Below are 16,798 nucleotides of genomic sequence, written 5' to 3' on the forward strand. Positions count from 1 at the left end.
CCTACGTCAACGCACGCACCGGACGCCGACCTTCCGCATCGGCCGCAAAATCGCCGTAAACCTCAGGGGTTGAGCCCCTTGCCGCGCAGCCACGTCATCGGGTCGATCCCGTCGGCCGAGCCGCCCGGGTGGACCTCCAGGTGCAGGTGCGCGCCGGTCACGTTGCCCGTGGCACCCACGCGGCCGATGACGTCACCGGTGCCGACCTTCTGGCCGACGCTGACGTTGATCGAGGACTGGTGGCAGAACCACAGCTCGGTGCCGTCGTCGAGGGTCAGGATCGTGCGGTAGCCGTAGGAACCGGCCCAGCCGGCCTCGGTGATGGTGCCGCTGTGGATGGCCTTGATGAGCGTGCCGGTGGGCGCGGCGAAGTCGAGGCCCGTGTGGTAGCCGGAGGACCACAGGGAACCGGCCTGACCGAAGGTGCCCGTGATGGTGTACGACGAGGTCGGCAGCGTGTACTGCTTGGCGAGCTCGGCCAGGCGCGCGGCCTCGGCCTTCTTCGCGGCCTCCTCCTCCGCCTTCTTCTTCGCGGCGGCGGCCTTCTCCTGAGCGTCCTTCTCCGCCTTGGCGGCGGCCGCGTCGGCCTCCTTCTCGGCGGCGGCAGCGACGGCCTGGGCGGCCTTGGTGTCGAGCTGGCCCTGCTGCACCTCGGCCTGGGCCAGGATGCGCGAGCGCAGCGCCTCACCGGCGTCCGAGGTGCCCTTGGCGGTGTCGGTGGTGGTGGCGCCGACGCTGCTGAAGGCGCTCGTGTCGTCCGCGGCGGAGTCGGAGTCGCCCGAGATGAGCGAATCAACGGAGGGCAGGTCGGGCAGGGAGATGGAGACCGGCGGCTTGCCGGTGTTGGCGCTGGCCATCCCGCCCGCGCTGACGGCGGCTATGACGCCGACGCCCAGAACGGTGGAGCTGCGGGCGAATCCCCCGCCACGCTGCTTGGCGACGCGATGCCGGCCACGTACGGCGGGGAGGGTCTCCGCGGTGGGGTTCCACTCCCCCAGCAAGGCCTCGTCGTCGGTGCGGTAGCCGCCGTACACAAGTGTGTCGGTACTGCGCTGACCGGGCTCGAACGGAGCCTCAGGGGCAGGCGGGTTCGCCACTTGGGCGCACTCCTTTCCTTCCTTCTCGCCTACCGGGTTAGCTGACGGGTTCGGAGCAGGAAGGTCTCCTACGCGCGTATACCCACCGTGCTGCCACGGCGGACTACGAGCGATTCACCCCAAGTTGGTGGTTCCCCGGTTCCCTTGCGGAATTCGGCGCGTGAGCACGGAGCCGTCTCTTGTGACGGCTGGGACGACCGCGCTGCGTTATCGAACGTTAATAGACCCGGGGGCTCGATTCCAAGCTGTTCCGCTTGATCATTAACGAAATCCCGCAGGACTTACGGCCCATGAACGGTGAAAAACGGGCGAGTTGACCTCACCTCAGGCAACTCACAGGTTTTGACGGCGCGTCAGTGGTTATGCGGAGGGCGCTCACCCGCTCACCCCACGTCACGAAGGCCGCCGTACGGCGAGCAGCGTGGCCCCGCGGGGGAAGCCGTACTCCTCGCCCCGGTCGGGTCGGATGCCGCGGCGTACCGGTCACCGCCGGGGAAACGCTGAGGGCCGGAATCCAGTTACTGGATTCCGGCCCTCAGCCTTGAGTAGCGGGGACAGGATTTGAACCTGCGACCTCTGGGTTATGAGCCCAGCGAGCTACCGAGCTGCTCCACCCCGCGTCGTTGTGTGACCAGCATACGTCATCCCCGGGGTGGTTCGCGCCAGGGTGGCGGTCGGGCGGGCGAGAGCGGCGTACCGTGGCGCCCCTCATGGAGACGAGGAGGGCCTCATGGCCGCAGCCGACGAGCGACCGGTGGAGATCGACAGGCGGGACATCCCGCTCTCCGGCGGCCGGACCCTGCGGGTGACGGAGTTCGGCAACGGCAGCATCCGGCTGGCGGTGCGGGCGGGTTCGCCCTACGTGGTGACGAGCCTGGAGCAGATCGACGACGGGGCCGTACTGAAGCTCTCTCCCGGCCGCGAAGGGTCCAGCGCCCACCGGAACTGGGTCCGCGACCACGGCGGCGCCGGGGACGGCCGTCCGGAGTGAGCCCCGCCCGGGTCCCGATGGTGTAGCGGGCTACACCGTGCGCCCGGGCCCGGTCATCTAGCGTGAGCCGCATGTGGAAGTCGGTGCAGCGTGCGGCGATGGCGACCGTGCACCTCGTGGTGGCCGCGGCGATGTGCTTCGGCGTGTACATCTTCATCACCGTGCTGCTGATCGCCGCCATCGGCACGCTCGCCGTGGTCGGCTGCTGGCTGCTGCCCGAGGCCATACTGCTGATACGGCGGATCGCCGGCGCCAAGCGCAACCTGACCGCCCTGTGGACGGGCAGGGAGATCCCCGAGGCGTACACGCCGATGACCGGCACGCTCCGCGAGCGGCTGAGGATTTCCGTGCGGGACCCCGGCACGCTCAGGGACTTGCGCTGGATGGTCTCCTATTACCTCTACGGCGCCCTCCTCGCCCTCGCCCTCCCGCTGTGGCCCCTCGGCCTGGTGGTCGACGGCGTGTGGGCAGGCGCCCTGCGCCGCGGCCCGGTCGTCCTGCCGCTGATCGTGAGGCTCGCGGACACCGAGGCCCGTTGGTCGACCGCGCTGCTCATGCCCTCCCCGAAGGCCAGGCTGGCCCGGCGGGTCGAGGAGCTGAAGGAGACCCGGGCCGACGCCATCGCCGCTCACGAGGCCGAACTGCGCCGCATCGAGCGGGACCTGCACGACGGCGCCCAGGCCAACCTCGTGGCGCTCTCCATGCGGATCGGACTGGCCAAGCGGGCCTACGACCGTGACCCCGACGCCGCCCGAAGGCTGCTGGACGACGCCCAGGACCAGGCCGAACAGGCGCTGACGGAGCTGCGGCAGGTGGTGCGCGGCATCCATCCGCCGATCCTCACCGACCGGGGTCTCGTCGGCGCGGTGCGGGCGCTGGCGTCGAGCAGCGGGCTCGCGGTCGGCGTCGAGGACGGCGGTCTGGACGCGGGCACCCGGGCGCCGGCGGCGGTGGAGGCCGCGGCCTACTTCGTGGTCGCCGAGTCCCTCACCAATGTGGCCAAGTACAGCGGGGCGGACCGAGCCGAGGTCCGGCTCGCCCGCACCCGGCGCGGCCTGACCGTGCGGGTGCGGGACGAGGGCCGGGGCGGCGCCGACGAGTCCGCGGGTTCGGGTCTGATCGGGATGCGGCGCAGGGTGGCCGCGCTCGACGGGACCTTCGAAGTGACCAGCCCCGCCGGGGGCCCGACCGTGATCGATGTGGAGCTGCCGTGCGTGTGGTGATCGCCGAGGACAACGCCCTCCTGAGAGAGGGGCTCGTCCTCCTGCTGACGTCCTCCGGACACGAGGTGGTGGCCGTCGTCGGCACCGGCCCGGACATCCTGCCCGCCGTGCTGGAGCACCGGCCGGACGTGGCGGTGCTCGACGTGCGCATGCCGCCCGGCTTCCGCGACGAGGGGCTGCGGGCCGCCCTCGAGGCGCGCGAGCGGATCCCGGGACTGCCTGTGCTGGTGCTCTCGCAGTACGTCGAGGAGTCGTACGCCGCCGAACTGCTGGGCGGTGGCAGCAGCGGGGTCGGCTACCTGCTGAAGGACCGGGTGGGCCGGGTCGACGAGTTCCTCGACGCGCTGGAGCGGGTCGCGGCCGGGGGCACCGCGCTCGACCCCGAGGTCGTCACCGAACTGCTCACCCGCCGCCGCGACACCCCCGTCGACTCCCTCACCCCGCGCGAGCGCGAGGTGCTGAAGCTGATGGCCGAGGGTCACGACAACACCACCATCGCGAAGACCCTTGTCGTCACCGAGCGCTCGGTCAGCAAGCACATCGGCAACGTCTTCCTCAAGCTGGGCCTGCCGCCGAGCGACAGCGGCCACCGGAGGGTGCTGGCGGTACTGGCGTATCTGGCGCACACGCCCAGGTGACGCTCATCCGACGCCGAGCTCGGTCAACTCCCCCAGCGGCAGCGTGTGCTGGGTCTGCAGAACCTTCGCGCGCAGGTAGCGGACGTTGTGGGCGGTGGTGAAGACGCCGGTGGGGACACGGTCGCGGACGTCGATGCCGAGGTCGCGCAACTGGCCCGCCTTGTCGGGGTTGTTGGACAGCAGGTCCAGCTCCCCGATGCCCAGGGAGCGGAGCATCTGCGCGGCCGCCGTGTAGTCGCGGGCGTCCTCGGGCAGGCCCAGCGCGGTGTTCGCGGCGTAGGTGTCGAGGCCCTGGTCCTGAAGGGCGTACGCGTCGAGCTTGTTGTAGAGGCCGATGCCGCGGCCCTCCTGGCGGAGGTAGAGCAGGACGCCGCCGCGCTCGGCGATGCGCTCGACCGCCTCGCGCAGCTGCGGGCCGCAGTCGCAGCGGGCGGAGCCGAAGACGTCGCCGGTGAGGCACTCGGAGTGCAGGCGCACCAGGGGGGTGGGTCCCGGGTCGCCGAGGACGACGGCGAGGTGCTCCTGGCCGTCGGTCAGGCCGTGGAAGGTGACGAGCTCGGCGTCTACGCGGTAGCCGTCCCCGAAGCGCAGCGGGACACGGACGCGGGAGCGCTGGGTGGCGGCGGGCAGGTCGGGCATGCGGGTACTCCGGTTCGTAGGCCTACCTGCTTCAGATTTGAAGCAGTTCTACTGATTCGAGACCCTACCCCATGCTTTAAATTTGAAGCAATGGATTTATGGCGCTCGTCACGCGGAGCGTTTTTCAGGAGCAGGAAGGGGACGAGCGCCGGCGCCAGGGAACCACCTCGGAGCCGCCGCCTTCACCCAGGAGCCCTTCGGTGACGCTCGTGAAGATCTCCTCCAGCTGCCCCACCTGCTCGGGGGTGAGCCGGTCGAAGAGCGCGGCACGGACCGTCTCCACATGCCCGGGCGCCGCCTGTTCCAGCACCGCCATACCCTCGTCCGTGAGGACCGCGACGCTGCCGCGCTTGTCCCACTGGCAGCTCTCGCGCCGCACCAGCCCGTCCTTCTCCAGCCGGGCGACCGCATACGTCAGCCGGGGCCGGGTGATCTTCAGACCCTCGGCGAGCTCGGTCATCCGAAGCCGTCGCTCCGGCACCTCGGAGAGGGTGGCCAGGATGGAGTAGTACACGTGCGGCATACCGGCCTCCTGTTGGAGCTGCCGGTCGATGGTGTCCTCCAGGAGGAACGCGGCCGCGATGTACGCGCGCCAGGCGCGTTGCTCGTCGGGGCTGAGCCAGCGGGTCGTCATGTCCCCAGTGTAGGTTTGCTTCAAACTTTAACCAAGCCCCGCCATCCGTATGCGAGAGGGACAGCCCCGATGCCCCACCCCTACGTCCTCCTCTCCGCCGCGGTATCCCTCGACGGATACCTCGACGACACCGGCCCCGACCGCCTCCTGCTGTCCAGCCCGGCCGACTTCGACCGCGTCGACGAGGTCCGCGCCTCCGTGGACGCCATCCTCATCGGCGCGGGCACGATCCGCGCCGACAACCCCCGCCTGCTGGTGAACTCCGAGGCACGCCGCGCGGCCCGGGTCGCCGCCGGGAAGCCGCCGTACCCCCTGAAGGTCACGGTCAGCGGCTCGGGCGACCTGGACCCGTCCGCGAACTTCTGGCACACGGGCGGCGAGAAGCTTCTCTGTACGACGGACAAGGGCGCGGAGCGGGCCCGCTCCCTGGGTCTCGCGGCCGACGTGATCTCCCTCGGTCCCGAACTGGACTGGCACCGGCTGCTGGAGCACCTGCACGAGGAGCGCGGGGTGGACCGTCTGATGGTGGAGGGCGGCGGCCGGGTCCACACCCAGCTTCTCCAGCAGGGCCTGGCGGACGAGCTGCAGCTGGTCCTCGCCCCCCTCTTCGTGGGCACCCCGGACGCCCCCCGCCTCTTCGGCCCGGGCACCTACCAGGCAGGCCGCCTCCGCCTCGTGGAGTCCCGACGGATCGAGGACGTGGTTCTCATGCGCTACGAGCCCACCGCCCCCGGCACGGGCGTGCAGGCGTCCCCCGCGGACCGCCACTGGCTCTCCCTGGCCTGCGAGTTGGCGACCCTGTGCCCGCCCTCGGAGACGGCGTTCAGCGTGGGCGCGGTGGTGGTGGCCGCCGACGGCACGGAGCTGGCCCGCGGCCACTCCAGGGAGGCCGGCGATCCGGTGGTCCACGCCGAGGAGGCGGCCCTGGCGAAGATCGGTCCGGCCGACCCCCGCCTGGCCACGGCCACCGTGTACACGAGCCTGGAGCCCTGTACCCGGCGGGCGTCCCGCCCCTTCCCCTGCGCCCGGCTGATCCTGGACGCGGGAGTACGCCGGGTGGTGACGGCGTGGCGGGAGCCGGACACCTTCGTGGCGGGCGCCGACGGGACGGGTTTGCTCACAGGAGCGGGCGTGAACGTGGTGGTGCTGGGCGAGTACGAGGACCGTGCGAAGGCTCCCAACCGCCACCTGCTGTGACCCCGCGCCCCGCCGGTCTCGGCCGATGGCGTACGCCCGGTAAATCGTCTCCACCGAACGGTCCCCGGCGGAGTCGGTCACCTCGGAGCGCAGGGCGACCGCACCGGATGCCGGATTGTGGACGGACGCCTGCCAGGCGGATCAAAGCGGAGAGACACGTCTGATCAAGCTGTGGCCAAGAAACGTCACGCAAAAACGCCGGGGCCGCGCGGCATGCGCCGCGCGGCCCCGAACGTCACGCGAAAGATCAGGCAGTGGTGATGTTCTCCGCCTGCGGGCCCTTCTGGCCCTGGACGACGTCGAACGTCACGGTCTGGCCCTCCTGGAGCTCACGGAAGCCCGAGGAGTTGATCGCGGAGTAGTGCGCGAAGACGTCCGGACCGCCGCCGTCCTGGGCGATGAAGCCGAAGCCCTTCTCCGCGTTGAACCACTTCACAGTTCCCGTAGCCATAGTCATGCCTTCCAGTCGATGAACGCCCTCCCCCTGTGGGGAAGACGGAGGTGATCGCCCTGGTCCCTGCGGCACAGCACAGCAAAGCGCCCACACCTAAGGCGTGGGCAAGGGGAACTCCGAACCACGACAGCTGGCACAGACGCTACCGGTCCGCACCCGCCGCCACCATAGGAAACGGCCGCGTGGTCTGACGGGTCGCGTCTGTCCCGTCGGTCAGACGGACAAGGGGGTGCCGCTGCCGAGCAGTGCGGAGGCCCGCTGCAACGCGCTTTCGCCGTGCGCCGGTGCGGCCTCGGGAAGGGCGCGGCAGGTGAAGCCGAGCTGGGACATGGCCCGAAGAACCTCGCCGGCACTGAAATCGCGGCGGTCCTGACGGGTGATGACCTGGCCGACCTGCTTGAGGGGATAGTGGCGACGTCCGATGATCACGGACTCGCCGGTGACCGGTTCGGGTTTGACACCCTTCATCGATTCCAGCACGCCGATCTTGGTCAGGTCGAACGGGAAGCGGGCGATGACACAGCGCATGATGCCTCACAGGGAGAAGGGGGGACGGGGAGACGGAGCCGGGACAGCGGTGAAGCGGGTCAGCGGAACAGGGCGAGGAGCCCGTTGCCGTCGGTGACGTCACGCAGGCGGATTCGGTCCGTGTAACCAAGGCCGTCGCGAACGGCGTTGAGCTGGGCCCGCGTGACCAGGCCGACGCGCTGACCGTCCTCGTCACAGACGACCAGACGGCCCGTACGGGCGGCCGCCATCACGGACAGCGCCACCTCGACGGTCATGTCCCCCCAGACCCGTGGCCCGGCCACGTCCCTGGTGTCGGTCGGCGTGCCGTGCCCGGGGCGGGCGCTCATGGGGCGGGTCTGCGTCTGGACCAGCGTCAAAGGGTGCCTCCTGCGGAGATGGGCCGGCTTGCTGATCACGAAGGTGCTAGGGCCTGTCGTTTGGATCAGGTCGGCTACGAGGGGCGGTGCGTTGCGGGCCGACCCGAGCGGGGTCTGGTGCGTGCAACTGCAAGGCGGAGGAGGGAGTCGACGCGGAGCGTCGGCGACCGACGACAACGCCGCTGGGGGCACCCCCTCTGGGGGAGTGCGTGCCAGACCCCGCGACGCCGAGCTGATCCAAACGAGAGGACCTAGGCCGCCGCAACGGCGGCAGACTGCCGTACGGACCCGCGGCGGGCCGCCGAGGCGGGGCGGCGGCGACCGCGTGAGGTGGCGCCGCGCTTCTTGGGGCGTTCGACCACCGGTGCGGTGATGACGACCGGGATGCCGGACGGGGCCTGGGCGCCGGTGATGCGGTGCAGGGCCTCGTCACCGACGCGGACCTGGGTGGTCAGCGGGGTGATGCCGGCCGCCACCATGAGGCGGCTCATGTCGCGGCGCTGGTTGGGGGTGACCAGGGTGACGACGCTGCCGGACTCGCCGGCGCGGGCCGTACGACCGCCGCGGTGCAGGTAGTCCTTGTGGTCGGTGGGCGGGTCGACGTTGACGACGAGGTCGAGGTTGTCGACGTGGATCCCGCGCGCCGCGACGTTGGTCGCCACCAGCACGTTGACGTGCCCGGACTTGAACTGCGTCAGCGTGCGGGTGCGCTGCGGCTGGGACTTGCCGCCGTGCAGGGCCGCGGCGCGGACACCGCTGTGCAGGAGGTGCTCGGTGAGGCGGTCGACGGCGTGCTTGGTGTCGAGGAACATGATCACCCGGCCGTCGCGGGCGGCGATCTCGGTGGTGGCCGTGTGCTTGTCGGCGCCGTGGACATGCAGCACGTGGTGCTCCATCGTCGTGACCGCGCCCGCCGAGGGATCGACGGAGTGCACGACGGGGTCGCTGAGGTAACGGCGCACGAGCAGGTCGACGTTGCGGTCGAGGGTGGCGGAGAACAGCATGCGCTGGCCGCCGGGGCGGACCTGGTCGAGCAGCGCGGTGACCTGGGGCATGAAGCCCATGTCGGCCATCTGGTCGGCCTCGTCCAGAACGGTGATGGAGACCTGGTCCAGCCGGCAGTCGCCGCGGTCGATGAGGTCCTTGAGGCGCCCCGGGGTGGCGACGACGACCTCGGCGCCCCCGCGCAGCGCGCTCGCCTGCCGGCCGATCGACATCCCGCCCACGACCGTGGCGAGCCGCAGCCTCACGGAACGGGCGTACGGGGTGAGTGCATCGGTGACCTGCTGGGCCAACTCACGCGTCGGTACGAGAATCAGCCCGAGCGGCTGCCTGGCCTCGGCGCGCCGACCGGCCGTACGGGCCAGCAGCGCCAGCCCGAAGGCGAGGGTCTTGCCGGAGCCGGTGCGGCCGCGGCCGAGGACGTCCCGGCCGGCCAGGGAGTTGGGCAGGGTCGCCGCCTGGATCGGGAACGGTACGGTCACGCCCTCCGAGCCGAGCGCTGCGAGCAGTTCCCCGGGCATGTCGAGGTCGGCGAAGGCCTCCACGGCGGGAAGCGCGGGGGTGACGGACTTGGGAAGGGCGAACTCCCCCTGTACCGCGGCGGGTCGGCGGCCCTGACCACCGGACCGGCGCGGGGCCGGCGAACCGAACCGGCCGCCACCCCTTCCGGAGTCGGCACTGCCGTTACGGGTGCGGGCGAAGCGGTCGTTCGTACGTGTGCGGTTCATGCGGAACCTTCCTCGATTGCGGCACGTATCAAGGAATTCCCGCAGCGATGAGCGGCACGGTGAATTGCAAGAAAAGGCCGGTGGAACGCGACGGCGAATCTGGCCGACGGTAAATTCGTACGGGCAGGGAAAATCACTGCGGGAAACGCCGGAAATGCGAGCAGCTGGGGCCCGCACCCCGAAGGATGCGGGCCCCAGCTGCAAGTGCGGGTGAGCGTCAGGCGGGAACGATGTTCTCGGCCGTCGGGCCCTTCTGGCCCTGCGCGATGTCGAAGGTCACCTTCTGGCCCTCGAGCAGCTCCCGGAAGCCTTGGGCGGCGATGTTCGAGTAGTGGGCGAACACGTCAGCGCCGCCACCGTCCTGCTCGATGAAGCCGAAGCCCTTTTCTGCGTTGAACCATTTCACCGTACCGGAAGCCATGCCATATCTCCTTCAAACACACCTGCAACTGAGATCGACAGTAGCACGCCGCAGCGGTTTGTGTGCGGTAAGGATTCCTGCTCTGCTTTTAACGTCAGAGAACCTGTCCGCATGTTCGGCTGAAATCTCACCTCACGGGCACAGCTATTGAATAATTCGGAGCGCAGACGCCCAGTCACTGACGGCGGACGCGGTCCCGCGCAGGGGTCCTGGCCAGACGGCCAAGTCCCCCTGCATCGGGGTGCACCGGCCTGTGCGACGGGCGGCCTGGGTGCATCTCGCTCAGCCGCCGCCCGACTTCGCGGTGCGAGGCGGAGATGCTGGTGGCGGCCTGCATGGGCCTCGTGCGTCCAGGGTCAGTGCAGGGCTTCGATGGCGCGAAGGATCAGGGCGCGGGCGTCGACGCCGTACACGGCCATGGTCCGCAGTCGGTCGAACGTCTCCAAGTACTCAGCGACTTCGCCGGGCTGGGTCACGCTCACTTCGGCGGACACGAGTTCGACGGACACAAGCCGGTCGTCGTAGATGTGGAAGGTCTCCTCCGGCCAGTGCGTGCGCCGGATCGTCATGGGGATGATGCCGAGGGACACCGCGGGCAGTGCGCCGGCGGTGAGGAGGTAGCCGAGCTGAGCGGCCATCGCGTCCGGGTCGGCGATCTGGCAGTACAGCACCGGCTCTTCGATGACGACGACGAAGCGGTGGCCCTGCTCGTGGACGATGCGGGAGCGCTCGACGCGGGCGCGTGCGGCCTGGGCGCTGTCGTCGACGTCCAGGCCGTGAACGCTCGCGGCGATTCCGAGGACGGCGAGCGCGTACCCCTCCGTCTGGAGGAGGCCCGGGACGAGGCCGGCCGAGTACATGCGGTGGGACTCCGTCGCGCGGAAGAGTTGCACTCGGCTTTCCTGGAGGTGCCGCAGACCGGAACGGACCTGGTCGCGCCACTGCCGGTACATCGACTCGGCGTTGATGGACTGGACGACGAGGTCCTGCGCCTGGTCGTCGGCCTGTGTGGCGGCGCACCATCGGCGGATGTCGGTTGCCGATGGGCCGGTGAGGGCGTTCTCGATGCGGGACGTCTTCGAGTAGTGCCAGCCACACGCGGCAGCCAGCTGCACGACCGTCAGGCCGGCTTCCTTGCGGAGGTCGCGCAGCCGGTGGGCTATGGCTTCGCGTGCGGCCTGGGCAGAGGAGGACGGCGAGGCAGGCATGGGCTGGCGGCCGGTGCTTTCTGGTCAGTGGATGTCGTACTGGTCATGGGGGATCGAGCGATCCCAGACTGCAGCGAACGCCTCCGAGCACAGCTTCGCGGCGGCGGGGTCGTCGGACGTCTCGTGGCCGATCATGGCCCCGTTGCCGGAGAAGTATCCCCAGCGGATCACCTGGTCGTCGAAGAGCCAGAAGTCGTTGCCCGGGAGGGCGAGGTCTGAGGCGCGGCGGCGGGGCAGCCAGCGGACGTCTTCGCCCGCCAGCAGGTTCACGACGGTGGAGGCATGCTCGTAGCGGATGTAGTCGGAGACGGGCTCGGACACGATGCGGGCGCGCCGCACGGCGACGCCGCGGCTGCGGACCTGGGAGACGAGGCCGACCCAGGGTGCCCAGTCCGGCGAGGCGGGGTCGGTGTCGAGGCGGCCGGTTTCCAGCCAGGCCCGGAAGTCGTCGGCCTCTTCGGCGACTCCGTAGTGGTCCCGCATCTCGAGGTGCACGGCAGAGCGCGTGCAGTCCGCCATGAGCTCAGCGATCGTCGACTCGCTCGACGGCATCACACGCCTCCCTGATCATCTGCACCATCCTGGCGGGGATCCGGATCACGGCCTCGCCGTCCGGGATCCCGACGGCATGCCCCGGTACCTCGAATGCCGAGCACTCTGCTTCGAGTTCGGGGCCTGGCTTCCATCCCTGGAGGACGAGTTCCTGCTTCTCCTGGTCGACCCACACGGTGGGTGAGTCTGCTGTCTTCGTGTCGGGGTCGATCCCGATGAACCGTAGCGGCACGCCTGTCTCCGTCCACACGATGTGCAGTCCTTTGCGCCACCATCACGCAGGTGGAGGTGCCGGTCAAGGATGCGAACGGGTCAATCACCCGCGCTAGAAGGCACCTTGCAAAGATCTGCACATTACTGGCCGGGTGCACATTGCCCCTCCTAGCGTTCGGGAGATACGTAAGAACCCGACAGCCGCGCGAACGGCTCCGGGGGTGGCCGACTGGTTGGAGTCGACATGGCCGAGCCTGCGCAGGCAGCCGATATCACGAACACCCCCACCGGCTACGGCTGGTGCGCATGGCACCAGGGCCACGCCCAGGGTGTCCGGCTGATCCAAATGCATGAGCAGGGGTCCGGTCCCGGAGGGAACTGCTTCGCCTGTCGGCCGTGCCGTGAGGCCTACGACCTGGCGCCGCTCGCCGACCGGCCGTGAGCTGGAAACCCGAGCCGCCGCCCCCTACGGGCCTGTCCTACGAGCAGTACTCCGGGCGGCCTGCTGCTGGTGCGGCAAAGCCCTGTGGCGCGGCGCCATGAGCGCGGGCGTATCACGCAGCGCACAAGGCGCCCATGTCCTCGACATCCAGGTCTACGCCTGCCCCGAATGCGCCGTCGTCCCCACCATCTCCCGTCCGTCCCCCACGACGGGCGGGGCACGGCCCTCAACCCCGAGGGCAACCGTCCACAACAGGAGGAACACGTGACCATTGCGTTGGAACGTCCCGTGGGCACCACCGACCCGACCACCATCGTTGACCCCGAAGTGACGAACCGGCTCGTCCGCCGCGTCACCACCGACCACCCGGAGATCACCGACGAGACCGCGCGCCGCATCGTCGGCCAGGCCGCCGCGTTCATCGCCACCTCCGGCCGGCAGCCCGGCCACTCCCTCGTACCGAGCGAGCTGGTCGACTACGGCTGGCACGCCTTCATCCTGCACACCGGCGACTACGCCGCCTTCTGTCAGAAGACCGTCGGCCGGTTCGTCCACCACGTCCCCACCGACGAGGACGAGCAGATGCCGGGCGGCGCAGCGGCAGCGCGCGAGCGGACCGTGAGCGCGATCCAGGCCGCCGGGTACACAGTCGACGCCGAACTCTGGCAGTCCACCGCTGACTGCAACCAGTGCCACGCCGGATGCCACGACAGCCCGAAGAGCGGCTGACACACCGGCACAAGATGTAGGACACTACAGCCGTCCGGTCTCGTACCGGGCGGCTGGCCCTAGGAGCGGAGCAGGCAGTGACAGACACGGCGGTCGCCTGGGACACCTACGCACGACAGAGGCCCGAGCGCCGGCGAACGAACGCCCGCGGCGAGACGACCTGGTTCAACTGGACCCAGTACGAAGACCACGGCCCTGGCGCCGAACTCCTCGAGCTTCCAGGCGGCGGCCGGGTCTTGGATCTCGGCTGCGGCAAGGGCGGCAACGCCGCGCACCTGGCCGCCCTAGGGATGCGCGCCGTCGGTGTCGACGTCTCGCCCAGGCAGCTGGCCGCGGCGCGCGAGCGGTGGGGGCAGATGTCGGGACTGGAGCTGCTCCGCGCTGAGGCGATCCGTTTCCTGCAGGAGGACCTGGATGGCTTCGATGCTGTGTATTCGGTGTACGGCGTCGCCTGGTTCACCGACCCGGCGCTACTGCTGCCCGCCATCCGTGAGCGACTTCGCCCGGGTGGCCGATTCGTCTTCTCCCAGCGGCCCCCTGTCGAGGGCTGCTACGGCTGCCAGGCGTCGTACATTCCGCGCGGCTCCGACGAGGACCCGCTCGTCGTGAAGCGCTGGGACTACCAGCCGGAGGTGTGGAAGCAACTGCTCCACCGGTACGGCTACACGGACGTGCGCGCGCAGGTACTGGCCGCTCCGCCCGGCCCGCGCACGGTGGGCACACTCATCGTCCAGGCCGGCACCTGACAGCTGCAGTGGACTGGGAGTCCACCACGCCCACAGTTGGCTCCTCCTCGTGACATCTCAGTTTCGCGGACGGCTCCGCGTAGCCGGTCGTGCAGTTCGGCCACCAGTCCCGTGTCCCGCCAGCGGGCGAAGAACGCGTACACGCGCGGCCAGAGCGGAAAGTCGCAGGTGCCGGTGGCAGTGGCCCTCCGGCCGCCCGCCAGCCGCCGGGCACCGGCAACAGATCCCGCGCGAGCGCCCACTCGGCAGCCGTACCGGGGCCGGCGATCCGGCCGGTCGGCCGCGTCCGCGAACCTGTTCGCGAGACAGTCACACCCACGAGTGGCCGGACTGGACCCGGCAACCACGCCCACGCGACACTTCGACAACAGGGCCTGTCGCTGCACGCTGGACTCGACAACCGCGAGCTACCAAGAGGCCCTTCCGTCATGCCCCCGCACCGGCCAACTCACTCGATCCAGCACCCCGTTCGAATCGGACCGACCACGCGAACGGATAGAGAACAGCCAGCCAGTCGCGTCGATTGACCTGCTGGGCAGCGCGCCGGCGCTGGCCCCGGGGATGCCTACCCAACGTTCTCCTCCTCAGGGGCCTCACTCCTGAGTCGCTCCGTCCTCCCCTCTTCCGGACCCCTGTCACCGGATCGGGCCCCCTCTTGGCGCCCATCCGTTCCAGCGGGCGGCCGACCCGTGCGCCATGCCGAGTACAAACCCGCCAGGGCGATAGTCACGGCGGCAAGGGACTCCGGAGACAGCCCCAAGGCCACCAGCGTGACCCCTGTCGCAAGCACCATGCCGAAGGCAACGAGGTCCAGGGCAGGGGTGCGTCGGAGCGGGGTGGGACGGCGCATGGGTAGGAATCCTCTCGGTTCGGGCTGTGGTGATCAGCTTTCCTCTTGAGGTCTTCATCAACTAGCTTTTCTCGGTTCTACCGGAGAAAATAAGCACCTTACCGAGAGGAGTAGAAGCGGCATGGCACCCCCACCACTAGGCAGTGGACGGCCGGTTGTACCGCCGTCGACGGGTTCGGAACCCATGGACGCGCTGGTACTGCTCCTACTGGACATACGCACACAAGCGCGGCTCTCCGTGGAGGACGTCCACGAACTGCTGAAGAATGGTGGCCACTTCAAGGGCCAGCTGCCAGCCCGGTCGACGCTGTACCGCAAGCTGAGCGGTGTCGGGTTGAAGAACGAACGCCGTCTGGTCGAAGCCGTCATCGGGGTCTGCGTCCCCGATGACCGACGTACCAAGGCTCTCAGGGATCAGGCCAACTCCCTGCTACGCCAAGCTTGGTCGGAGGATGCCGAAGCGGAAGCGCCGGAGCCGGTGATGGCACCGGACGACGGCGGCTCGATGGCCGAACTGGTTCGGGTCCAACGCGAGTTGATCAATGTCCAAGCCCAACTCGCTGCCGCCCTCCAGACGGCTGCCGAGGCTGAGAAAGAATCCGCCCAGTCACGCGCGCTGGTGACTATGTTGCTGGTGTTCGGAGCCCTGGGGCGCCCCGAGGGCTCAGACACATCAACCCGTACATCCGAAGGCCCGTTCAGGGCAGACTCCGAAATGGCACAGACTGAGCTACAGGCTCAGCTCACAACAGCCAAGGCCGAACGAGACGAGACCAATCGAGCAGCACAACGCCGCCCAGCCGAGACGGAGGACCTCCTCGCTGCCCATGCACCGGACTCCGCAGGTCCCACGGACTTCCCAAGCTCTGCCCCCGCTGGACCTCCGGAGTGGCCGACGACTCGTACCGATCCCGTCGACCGGATAGCTCTGGATGAAGCCCCCACCCGCCGAACCGGCCGAGTAGCGCCGAACGCGACTGCCGCACCTGTCGAGCGGGAGGCACAACATGGGGCGGTGTCCTCGTTGGAACGACAGACACACGAGCGCGTTCGGACACTGGAGCAGGATCCCGAACTGGCCGAGGTCATGGCGGAGATGGTGCGCCTGGACCCGGACGGAAGCCGAATGGGGTCCGTGATCGATGGCGCCGGACGCCACCTACTCGACCCGGTGCACACCGGCCGCTACCTGTGGTCCCAACTCACCAAGGTCGAGAGGGTGGGTTTCGGCGCCGCCGTACATCAGCGGATGCAGCGTGAGTTGGGCCTCGCCGATGGACTGCTTCTGGACTTCACGGTGGCCGGGCACGAGGTGGACGTGAAGTTCTCCCTCGGCAACAACTGGAACTTCGCGCCTGAGCTTCAGGGCGGCCTGTGCTTGGTCGTGCGCGCGGACGACGCCAGTGGACTATGGAGTATCGGCCTTCTCCGGGTCAGGTCCGAGTTGATGCGCGCAGGTTCCAACCGCGACGGGAAACGCGGGCTGAGCGCGCAGGGCCGGAACGCGATCCACTGGATTGCCCACGACCTTCGCCTGCCCGATCATGCCCTGCGTCGGTTGCCTGTCGACGTGGTGAACGCGATCTTCGCCAAGACCTCGGGGCAGGCCCGAATCGAGGAGCTCTTCTTGAGAGCCCAACTAACTCCGGTCACCACTGCGGACCTTTCCGCCGTCACCATGCAGGCTGATGGCGTCAAGCGAGCGCGGGAGGCACGGCGCAGGCTTGCCGAGCAGGGCGTACTCGTCCTGAACGGCACTCGCCCCTTGGACATCGAACGGGCCTTGGGTCTCGGCCTACCCGTCCCTGCGCCCAGCACCTGGGTGAGCGTTCGGCTCGCCCCGGCACCACCCCAACAAGACGGCAGCCCCACGATCGCGCTCAACGGCAACCCGTGGTGCGTGGCCCGCCCGGGCGACCCAAAGGTTGCCCTGCCCGCAGCCGCTCTCACCTGACCAGCGCGGCCCATAGTCGGGGACTACACATGCTCTACGGCCTGATCAGCGAAAGGTCCTACACTCGAAGATAGTGCCAGCGTGGTCGACCCGCCTCGGCTCCTCAAGCAAGCGGCGCATCGCCCGATACTCCAGGGGCAGCGCGGTCAGTACGACGACCTTCTTCGCTTGTGAATCCACGACCGCCCCCTTG

At 69.4% G+C, this 16,798-nt stretch carries 18 protein-coding genes, 1 tRNA gene and 1 riboswitch; of the genes, 7 read left to right on the plus strand and 12 right to left on the minus strand.

Annotation, left to right across the window (positions count from 1 at the left end; genetic code table 11):
* Nucleotides 1-62: 62 nt before the first annotated feature.
* Nucleotides 63-1,097, minus strand: a complete 1,035-nt coding sequence (locus BFN33_RS46030) for a M23 family metallopeptidase (protein ID WP_069766200.1) — start codon at nt 1,095-1,097, stop codon at nt 63-65.
* A gap of 11 nt (nt 1,098-1,108) precedes the next feature.
* Nucleotides 1,109-1,266, minus strand: a riboswitch (cyclic di-AMP (ydaO/yuaA leader).
* Between the two features lie 377 nt (nt 1,267-1,643).
* Nucleotides 1,644-1,717: transfer RNA gene (locus BFN33_RS46035), tRNA-Met, on the minus strand.
* A gap of 110 nt (nt 1,718-1,827) precedes the next feature.
* On the opposite strand from BFN33_RS46035, the gene BFN33_RS46040 reads away from it, so the two are divergent.
* From BFN33_RS46040 to BFN33_RS46050, 3 genes are all read left to right on the plus strand, one after another.
* Nucleotides 1,828-2,088: a hypothetical protein gene (locus BFN33_RS46040; protein WP_069766201.1), complete on the plus strand. Its 261-nt coding sequence runs from the start codon at nt 1,828-1,830 to the stop codon at nt 2,086-2,088.
* A gap of 71 nt (nt 2,089-2,159) precedes the next feature.
* Nucleotides 2,160-3,311, plus strand: a complete 1,152-nt coding sequence (locus BFN33_RS46045) for a histidine kinase (protein WP_069766202.1) — start codon at nt 2,160-2,162, stop codon at nt 3,309-3,311.
* The gene (locus tag BFN33_RS46050; RefSeq protein ID WP_069766203.1) at nt 3,299-3,949 is read left to right on the plus strand and encodes a response regulator transcription factor; all 651 of its coding nucleotides are present in this window, start codon (nt 3,299-3,301) and stop codon (nt 3,947-3,949) included. Before BFN33_RS46045 ends, BFN33_RS46050 begins: the two co-directional genes overlap by 13 nt.
* A gap of 3 nt (nt 3,950-3,952) precedes the next feature.
* Here the strand turns inward: BFN33_RS46050 and ribA are convergent, their stop codons facing one another.
* Both ribA and BFN33_RS46060 read right to left on the minus strand, forming a co-directional pair.
* A complete protein-coding gene (gene ribA / locus BFN33_RS46055; protein WP_069766204.1) occupies nt 3,953-4,588 on the minus strand; it encodes a GTP cyclohydrolase II in 636 nt (211 codons plus the stop codon).
* A gap of 124 nt (nt 4,589-4,712) precedes the next feature.
* Entirely contained in the window at nt 4,713-5,222 is a 510-nt protein-coding gene (locus BFN33_RS46060; RefSeq protein ID WP_069766205.1) for a MarR family winged helix-turn-helix transcriptional regulator, read from the minus strand.
* A 69-nt stretch (nt 5,223-5,291) separates the two neighbouring features.
* On the opposite strand from BFN33_RS46060, the gene BFN33_RS46065 reads away from it, so the two are divergent.
* Nucleotides 5,292-6,419, plus strand: coding sequence for a dihydrofolate reductase family protein (locus BFN33_RS46065; RefSeq protein ID WP_069766206.1), 1,128 nt, complete (start codon nt 5,292-5,294; stop codon nt 6,417-6,419).
* Nucleotides 6,420-6,666: 247 nt separating this feature from the next.
* Here BFN33_RS46065 and BFN33_RS46070 read toward each other — a convergent pair whose 3' ends face one another.
* The 8 genes from BFN33_RS46070 to BFN33_RS46105 all read right to left on the minus strand — a co-directional run bounded on the left by BFN33_RS46070 (nt 6,667) and on the right by BFN33_RS46105 (nt 11,903).
* Nucleotides 6,667-6,870, minus strand: coding sequence for a cold-shock protein (locus tag BFN33_RS46070; RefSeq protein ID WP_069766207.1), 204 nt, complete (start codon nt 6,868-6,870; stop codon nt 6,667-6,669).
* 216 nt (nt 6,871-7,086) lie between these two features.
* Nucleotides 7,087-7,401 carry an SCO5918 family protein gene (locus BFN33_RS46075; RefSeq protein WP_069766208.1) on the minus strand — a complete coding sequence of 105 codons (315 nt, stop codon included), beginning with the start codon at nt 7,399-7,401 and terminating at the stop codon, nt 7,087-7,089.
* Nucleotides 7,402-7,460: 59 nt separating this feature from the next.
* Entirely contained in the window at nt 7,461-7,760 is a 300-nt protein-coding gene (locus BFN33_RS46080; protein WP_069766209.1) for a CBS domain-containing protein, read from the minus strand.
* A 251-nt stretch (nt 7,761-8,011) separates the two neighbouring features.
* A complete protein-coding gene (locus BFN33_RS46085) occupies nt 8,012-9,490 on the minus strand; it encodes a DEAD/DEAH box helicase (RefSeq protein ID WP_069766210.1) in 1,479 nt (492 codons plus the stop codon).
* A gap of 217 nt (nt 9,491-9,707) precedes the next feature.
* Nucleotides 9,708-9,911 (minus strand): cold-shock protein, encoded by a 204-nt coding sequence (locus BFN33_RS46090; protein WP_018529187.1) that lies wholly within the window; start codon nt 9,909-9,911, stop codon nt 9,708-9,710.
* A gap of 356 nt (nt 9,912-10,267) precedes the next feature.
* A complete protein-coding gene (locus BFN33_RS46095; RefSeq protein WP_069766211.1) occupies nt 10,268-11,119 on the minus strand; it encodes a helix-turn-helix transcriptional regulator in 852 nt (283 codons plus the stop codon).
* A 24-nt stretch (nt 11,120-11,143) separates the two neighbouring features.
* The gene (locus BFN33_RS46100; RefSeq protein ID WP_069766212.1) at nt 11,144-11,671 is read right to left on the minus strand and encodes a DUF6879 family protein; all 528 of its coding nucleotides are present in this window, start codon (nt 11,669-11,671) and stop codon (nt 11,144-11,146) included.
* Nucleotides 11,643-11,903 carry a hypothetical protein gene (locus tag BFN33_RS46105; RefSeq protein ID WP_069766240.1) on the minus strand — a complete coding sequence of 87 codons (261 nt, stop codon included), beginning with the start codon at nt 11,901-11,903 and terminating at the stop codon, nt 11,643-11,645. Before BFN33_RS46105 ends, BFN33_RS46100 begins: the two co-directional genes overlap by 29 nt.
* A gap of 687 nt (nt 11,904-12,590) precedes the next feature.
* On the opposite strand from BFN33_RS46105, the gene BFN33_RS46115 reads away from it, so the two are divergent.
* The 3 genes from BFN33_RS46115 (at nt 12,591) to BFN33_RS50955 (ending at nt 16,605) form a co-directional block, all read left to right on the plus strand.
* Complete coding sequence (locus tag BFN33_RS46115) at nt 12,591-13,055, plus strand: hypothetical protein (RefSeq protein WP_079141384.1); 465 nt, start codon at nt 12,591-12,593, stop codon at nt 13,053-13,055.
* Nucleotides 13,056-13,132: 77 nt separating this feature from the next.
* Complete coding sequence (locus BFN33_RS46120) at nt 13,133-13,801, plus strand: bifunctional 2-polyprenyl-6-hydroxyphenol methylase/3-demethylubiquinol 3-O-methyltransferase UbiG (protein ID WP_069766214.1); 669 nt, start codon at nt 13,133-13,135, stop codon at nt 13,799-13,801.
* Between the two features lie 1,034 nt (nt 13,802-14,835).
* Nucleotides 14,836-16,605 (plus strand): NaeI family type II restriction endonuclease, encoded by a 1,770-nt coding sequence (locus tag BFN33_RS50955; RefSeq protein ID WP_176742645.1) that lies wholly within the window; start codon nt 14,836-14,838, stop codon nt 16,603-16,605.
* Nucleotides 16,606-16,798 lie beyond the last annotated feature (193 nt).

It is taken from the genome of Streptomyces sp. LUP47B (assembly GCF_001746295.1).
Lineage (GTDB): Bacteria > Actinomycetota > Actinomycetes > Streptomycetales > Streptomycetaceae > Streptomyces.

What these genes read in the sequence shown, in the direction of transcription:
- BFN33_RS46040 (WP_069766201.1), top strand. Translation starts at nt 1,828, where the DNA reads ATGGCCGCAGCCGACGAGCGACCGGTGGAGATCGACAGGCGGGACATC.
- BFN33_RS46045 (WP_069766202.1), top strand. Translation starts at nt 2,160, where the DNA reads ATGTGGAAGTCGGTGCAGCGTGCGGCGATGGCGACCGTGCACCTCGTG.
- ribA (WP_069766204.1), bottom strand. Translation starts at nt 4,588, where the DNA reads ATGCCCGACCTGCCCGCCGCCACCCAGCGCTCCCGCGTCCGTGTCCCG.
- BFN33_RS46060 (WP_069766205.1), bottom strand. Translation starts at nt 5,222, where the DNA reads ATGACGACCCGCTGGCTCAGCCCCGACGAGCAACGCGCCTGGCGCGCG.
- BFN33_RS46065 (WP_069766206.1), top strand. Translation starts at nt 5,292, where the DNA reads ATGCCCCACCCCTACGTCCTCCTCTCCGCCGCGGTATCCCTCGACGGA.
- BFN33_RS46070 (WP_069766207.1), bottom strand. Translation starts at nt 6,870, where the DNA reads ATGGCTACGGGAACTGTGAAGTGGTTCAACGCGGAGAAGGGCTTCGGC.
- BFN33_RS46075 (WP_069766208.1), bottom strand. Translation starts at nt 7,401, where the DNA reads ATGCGCTGTGTCATCGCCCGCTTCCCGTTCGACCTGACCAAGATCGGC.
- BFN33_RS46085 (WP_069766210.1), bottom strand. Translation starts at nt 9,490, where the DNA reads ATGAACCGCACACGTACGAACGACCGCTTCGCCCGCACCCGTAACGGC.
- BFN33_RS46090 (WP_018529187.1), bottom strand. Translation starts at nt 9,911, where the DNA reads ATGGCTTCCGGTACGGTGAAATGGTTCAACGCAGAAAAGGGCTTCGGC.
- BFN33_RS46095 (WP_069766211.1), bottom strand. Translation starts at nt 11,119, where the DNA reads ATGCCTGCCTCGCCGTCCTCCTCTGCCCAGGCCGCACGCGAAGCCATA.
- BFN33_RS46100 (WP_069766212.1), bottom strand. Translation starts at nt 11,671, where the DNA reads ATGCCGTCGAGCGAGTCGACGATCGCTGAGCTCATGGCGGACTGCACG.
- BFN33_RS50955 (WP_176742645.1), top strand. Translation starts at nt 14,836, where the DNA reads ATGGACGCGCTGGTACTGCTCCTACTGGACATACGCACACAAGCGCGG.